Annotated in this window: 5 protein-coding genes; 4 read left to right on the top strand and 1 reads right to left on the bottom strand. The window is 73.4% G+C overall.

All coding sequences use genetic code 11. The features are described 5' to 3' along the window. Nucleotides 1–188: 188 nt before the first annotated feature. The 3 genes from ACWGE1_RS40170 (at nucleotide 189) to ACWGE1_RS40160 (ending at nucleotide 3,002) form a co-directional block, all read left to right on the top strand. Nucleotides 189–845: a trimeric intracellular cation channel family protein gene (locus tag ACWGE1_RS40170; RefSeq protein WP_453425420.1), complete on the top strand. Its 657-nt coding sequence runs from the start codon at nucleotides 189–191 to the stop codon at nucleotides 843–845. A 47-nt stretch (nucleotides 846–892) separates the two neighbouring features. Continuing rightward, complete coding sequence (locus ACWGE1_RS40165; RefSeq protein ID WP_453425419.1) at nucleotides 893–1,750, top strand: thioesterase family protein; 858 nt, start codon at nucleotides 893–895, stop codon at nucleotides 1,748–1,750. Nucleotides 1,751–1,838: 88 nt separating this feature from the next. Then, a complete protein-coding gene (locus ACWGE1_RS40160) occupies nucleotides 1,839–3,002 on the top strand; it encodes a cysteine desulfurase family protein (protein ID WP_453425418.1) in 1,164 nt (387 codons plus the stop codon). On the opposite strand, the gene ACWGE1_RS40155 is transcribed toward ACWGE1_RS40160, so the two are convergent. Further along, a complete protein-coding gene (locus ACWGE1_RS40155) occupies nucleotides 2,995–3,678 on the bottom strand; it encodes an N-acetylmuramoyl-L-alanine amidase (RefSeq protein WP_453425417.1) in 684 nt (227 codons plus the stop codon). The genes ACWGE1_RS40160 and ACWGE1_RS40155 overlap by 8 nt on opposite strands. 61 nt (nucleotides 3,679–3,739) lie before the next feature. Between ACWGE1_RS40155 and mnmA the strand changes: the two genes are divergently transcribed. After that, the gene (gene mnmA / locus ACWGE1_RS40150) at nucleotides 3,740–4,873 is read left to right on the top strand and encodes a tRNA 2-thiouridine(34) synthase MnmA (RefSeq protein ID WP_453425416.1); all 1,134 of its coding nucleotides are present in this window, start codon (nucleotides 3,740–3,742) and stop codon (nucleotides 4,871–4,873) included. Nucleotides 4,874–4,933: the final 60 nt, after the last annotated feature.

Here is a 4,933-nt window from a genome sequence, read left to right as displayed (position 1 = left end):
GGGGTTGTTTTTTTTTGGTTGTGGTTGTGGGGGGGGGGGGGGGGGGCGGGGCGGGGCGGCGCCCCCCCCCCCGCCGCCGTTCGCGGCGCGGGGTCCGGGGCCGAGCCCCAGGTCCCGGAGCCGCACCGGCCCCGCGGCCCGCACCCCACCCGTCACTCCGGTGCGAACCGACGGGCGACAATGGGCCGGTGCCCCACGATCTCTTCCCGCCCGGGATCCAGCATGCCCTGGACCTCGCCGGCATCTTCGTCTTCGCCACCGCAGGCGCGCTGCTCGCCGTCCGCAAGAACTTCGACGTCTTCGGCATCGTCGTCCTCGCCCTGGTCACGGCCCTGGGCGGCGGTCTCTTCCGTGACCTCGTGATCGGCGCCGTGCCGCCCGCCGCCTTCGGTGAGCTCAGCTTCTTCGTGACCCCGCTGGTCGCCGCCGCGATCGTCTACTTCCTGCACCCCGAGGTGCAGCGGATCAACCGCGCCATCAACGTCTTCGACGCCGCCGGCCTCGGGCTGTTCTGCGTGACGGGCACGACCAAGGCCTACGAGTTCGGCCTCGGCCTCACGGCCTCCGCGGCGCTCGGCGTCGCCACGGCCGTCGGCGGCGGCGTCCTGCGCGACGTGCTGGTGAACGAGGTGCCCTCGCTGCTGCGCGACCGCGAGATGTACGCCGTCCCCGCCCTGGTCGGGGCCTCGATGGTGGCCGTCTTCATCAGCCTCCACGCCCTCAACGCCATCACCACCGGCCTCGCGATCGTCACCACCTTCGTGCTCCGCCTGCTCGCGATGCGCTACCACTGGCGGGCGCCGCTGGCCTGGAACCGCCGGTCCTCGGTGGCCGAAGAGCCGTAACAAAAGAAAGCTACCGCTTAGTAGTAAGCCGGTGTACCGTCGTTTTCATGTCACACGCAGCTGCCAAGGCCTCCATCGGCGACAGTGAGTTCGACCGCGACACCGCCATCACCGCACGCGCGGGCGAGCCCGGGGTGTACGACGCGGAACTCTCCGCCGGCTGGACGATCATCGCCGCCGTGAACGGCGGATACCTGCTGGCCCTGGTCGGCCGGGCCCTGTCCGCGGCCCTCCCGCACCCGGACCCGTTCACCGTCTCCGCGCACTACCTGACCTCCTCCGTGCCCGGTCCCGCCGTGATCCGCACCCAGGTCGTCCGCGTCGGCCGCACCCTCTCCACGGGCCAGGCCTCGCTGTTCCAGTACGACGAGAGCGGTGCCGAGATCGAGCGCATCCGCGTCCTCGCCTCCTACGGCGACCTCGCGGCCCTGCCCGACGACGTACGGACGGTCGCCGTGCCGCCCGCCATCCCCGCCTACGGGGACTGCATCGGCCCCGAGGCCGGCCCGGCCCCGATCCCCGGCAGCTCCGCCATCGTGGACCGGCTGCGCCTGCGGCTGGACCCGGCGACCGCCGGATGGGCCGTCGGCGCCCCCTCCGGCAAGGGCGAGATGCGGGCCTGGTTCGAGCTGGCCGACGGCCGCGACGCCGACCCGCTCTCCATCCTCCTGGCCGTGGACGCGCTGCCGCCGACCGCCTTCGACCTCGGCCTGGTGGCCTGGACCCCGACGGTGGAACTCACCACCCACGTCCGCCGCCGCCCGGCCCCCGGCCCGCTCCGCGTCTCCATCACCACGCGCAACCTGGCCGGTGGATTCCTGGAGGAGGACGCCGAGGTCTGGGACTCGTCGGACCACCTGGTCGCCCAGTCCCGCCAGCTGGCCCGCGCGCTGCGCCCGGCCTGACGGATCCGGCGGCGCCCGGCCGCCCACCGGCCATCGCGGGGTCCCGCGGCGCAAGGGGCCGCCGGCGGACTCGTAGAATCGGGGGATCATGGCCTACCTCGACCACGCCGCCACCACCCCGATGCTGCCGGAGGCCGCCGCGGCGATGACCGCGCAGTTCGCCGCCACGGGGAACGCATCCTCCCTGCACGCCGCCGGCCGCCGGGCCCGCCGTACCGTCGAGGAGGCCCGCGAGGCCTTCGCCGAGGCGGTCGGCGCCCGTCCCAGCGAGGTGGTCTTCACCGCCGGGGGCACGGAGGCCGACAACCTCGCGGTGAAGGGCCTCTACTGGGCCCGGCGCGACGCCGACCCCGCCCGGAACCGGGTCATCGCCAGCCCCGTCGAGCACCACGCCGTGCTCGACGCGGTCCACTGGCTCGCCGAGCACGAGGGCGCGCAGGTCGAGTACCTGCCCGTGGACCGCCACGGGCGCGTGCACGCGGACGCCTTCCGCGAAGCCGTCGAACGCAACCCCGACGACGTGGCCCTGGCCACCGTGATGTGGGCCAACAACGAGATCGGGACCGTCATGCCGGTCCGTGAACTGGCCGCCATCGCCCGCGAGTCCGCCGTCCCGCTGCACTCCGACGCCGTCCAGGCCTTCGGCCAGCTCGACGTCCACTTCGGCGACAGCGGCCTCGCCGCCATGACCGTCAGCGGCCACAAGATCGGCGGCCCCTACGGCATCGGCGCGCTGCTCCTCGGCCGCGACCAGAGCCCCGTACCCGTCCTGCACGGCGGCGGCCAGGAACGGCACGTCCGCTCCGGCACCCTCGACGTGCCCGCCATCGCCGCCTTCGCCGTGGCCGCCGTCCTCGCCGCCGAACGGCGCGAGCGGTTCGCCACCGAGGTCGGCGCCCTGCGCGACGAACTGATCGCCGCCGTCCGCGCGGCCGTGCCCGACGCCGTCCTCGGGGGAGACCCCGAGGAGCGACTTCCGGCCAATGCCCACTTCAGCTTCCCCGGCTGCGAGGGCGACTCCCTGCTGCTCCTGCTCGACGCCCAGGGCATCGAATGCTCCACCGGCTCCGCCTGCACCGCGGGCGTGGCCCAGCCGAGCCACGTCCTGCTGGCCGCCGGCACCGACCCGCAGCTGGCCCGCGGCACCCTGCGCTTCTCCCTCGGCCACACCTCCACCAAGGAGGACGTCGCCGCCCTGGCCGCGGCCATCGGCCCGGCGGTGGAACGCGCCCGTACGGCGGGCCTCAGCTGACCGGGTCCGGCCGGTCCAGGGCCTCCTGGACCAGGCCGATGTACCGCTTCCAGTCCCAGTGGCGGCCCGGATCCGTGTGATCGGCGCCCGGGACCTCGGAGTGGCCCACTATGTGGGTGCGGTCCACCGGTATCCCGTACCGGCGGCAGACGTCGGCCGCCAGCCGGGCCGAGGCCGCATACATTTCGTCCGTGAAGTCCTGCGGGCGGTCCACGAAGCCCACGTGCTCGATGCCGACGCTGCGCTCGTTCATCGAGCGGTTCCCCGAGTGGAAGGCCACGTCCAGCTCGCGCACCATCTGCTCCACATGGCCGTCCCCGCGCACGATGTAGTGCGCCGAGGCCCGGTGCCACGGGTTCTTGAAGGCGTCCACCGACGACTCGAAACCGCCCTGCGTGACATGGACGACGATCCGGTCCACCCGGTAGTCGTCCGGCCGGTCCGCCATCCGCCAGTTCGCCGGCGAGGCCGCCGTCCAGCTCGCGCCCACGTGGTCGAGCTCGCCCTCCTTGCGCGGCTTGGCCACTCCCGGTATCAGCCACCAGGCACGGGCGATCTCGTCCCGGCCTGCGACCGCCGCCACCGCGAAGACCCCGAGCCCGCCGAACAGCACGGCCCTGCGGGTCCGCCCCGGCGACTTCTCCTGCTTGTTCCCCTGCTCGACGATGTGATCCACCCCCCGTACCCCGATAACGCGCTGTGACCCCGCTCGGTTCCCCCGTACTCTGGACGGTGCTATGACTGAGAACCTGCCGCGCACCGCCCGTCCCCTCCGCGTCCTGGCCGCCATGTCCGGAGGCGTGGACTCCGCCGTCGCCGCCGCCCGCGCGGTCGAAGCCGGGCACGACGTGACCGGCGTCCACCTCGCGCTCTCCGCGAACCCGCAGTCCTTCCGGACCGGCGCCCGCGGCTGCTGCACCATCGAGGACTCCCGCGACGCCCGCCGTGCCGCCGACGTCATCGGCATCCCCTTCTACGTCTGGGACCTGGCCGAGCGCTTCCGCGAGGACGTGGTCGAGGACTTCATCTCCGAGTACGAGGCCGGCCGCACACCGAACCCCTGCCTGCGCTGCAACGAGAAGATCAAGTTCGCGGCGCTGCTCGACAAGGCCCTCGCGCTCGGCTTCGACGCCGTCTGCACCGGCCACTACGCCACCGTCGTCCTGAACGAGGACGGCTCCCGCGAGCTGCACCGCGCCTCCGACATGGCCAAGGACCAGTCCTACGTCCTCGGGGTCCTCGACGAGAAGCAGCTCGCCCACGCCCTCTTCCCGCTCGGTGACACCCTCACCACCAAGGAAGAGATCCGTGCCGAGGCCGAGGAGCGCGGTCTGGCCGTCGCGAAGAAGCCCGACAGCCACGACATCTGCTTCATCGCCGACGGCGACACCCAGGGCTTCCTCGCGAACCGCCTCGGCAAGGCCGAGGGCGACATCGTCGACGGGGCGACCGGCGAGAAGGTCGGCACCCACGACGGCGCCTTCGGCTTCACCATCGGCCAGCGCAAGGGCCTGCGCATCGGGCACCCCGCTCCCGACGGCAAGCCGCGCTACGTCCTCGACATCTCCCCGGTGAACAACACCGTCACCGTCGGACCCGTCGAGGCCCTCGACGTCAGCGCCCTCACCGCGATCCGCCCCCGCTGGTGCGGCGCCGTCGCCGCCGCTCCGGGCACCTACACCGCCCAGCTGCGCGCCCACGGCGGCGAGACCGAGGTCTTCGCCGAGGTCGTGGACGGCGAGCTGCGCGTCTCCTTCACCGAGCCGGTCCGGGGCGTTGCCCCCGGCCAGGCGATCGTGCTCTACGACGGCACACGCGTGGTCGGCTCGGCCACCATCGCGACCACGACGCGGACCGCCGCCGCCGTCTGAGCGCCGAGCGGCACCCTGCGCGGCACGACGACGCCGCGGCCCGTCCCCCCGGGCGGGCCG

This window comes from Streptomyces sp. NPDC054932 (assembly GCF_053610205.1).
Note: the sequence above shows the minus strand (reverse complement) of the source record. Positions and strands in the feature narration are given on the sequence as shown.